The following is a 389-nucleotide window of genomic DNA, read 5'->3' on the forward strand; positions in this document are numbered from 1 at the left end:
ACACTGACGATGCCACCGATTTCATCACTGCTACCGGTGATGGTTGGCGTGGTATCGTTCGTTGCAGCAAGTGGATCAATATCAAAAGTAGGCGCTTGAGTGTCAATTACTCCGCCGTTTTCAGTGTCACTGGCGGTATTACCTGCCGCATCAGTGACGCTGCCATCCACTTGGAATGCGCCCTCTGCAAGCGGCGTCGGTATATCCACCGACCACGTACCATCTGCAAGCACTGTCGCGATTAAGGTTTGTACTGCCCCCGTCGCATCAGTGACGATGACACTGACGATGCCACCGATTTCATCACTGCTACCGGTGATGGTTGGCGTGGTATCGTTCGTTGCAGCAAGTGGATCAATATCAAAAGTAGGCGCTTGAGTGTCAATTAC

The 389-nt window shown here is 52.2% G+C and carries 1 protein-coding gene; it reads right to left on the minus strand.

What is annotated here, in order from left to right; all coding sequences use genetic code 11:
• Positions 1-389, minus strand: a 389-nt coding sequence (locus H5158_RS22905; RefSeq protein ID WP_259399488.1) for an Ig-like domain-containing protein, incomplete at both ends; no start/stop codon positions are given.

Source organism: Pseudoalteromonas sp. SR45-6 (assembly GCF_014163545.1).
In the GTDB taxonomy this organism is placed as follows: domain Bacteria; phylum Pseudomonadota; class Gammaproteobacteria; order Enterobacterales; family Alteromonadaceae; genus Pseudoalteromonas; species Pseudoalteromonas rhizosphaerae.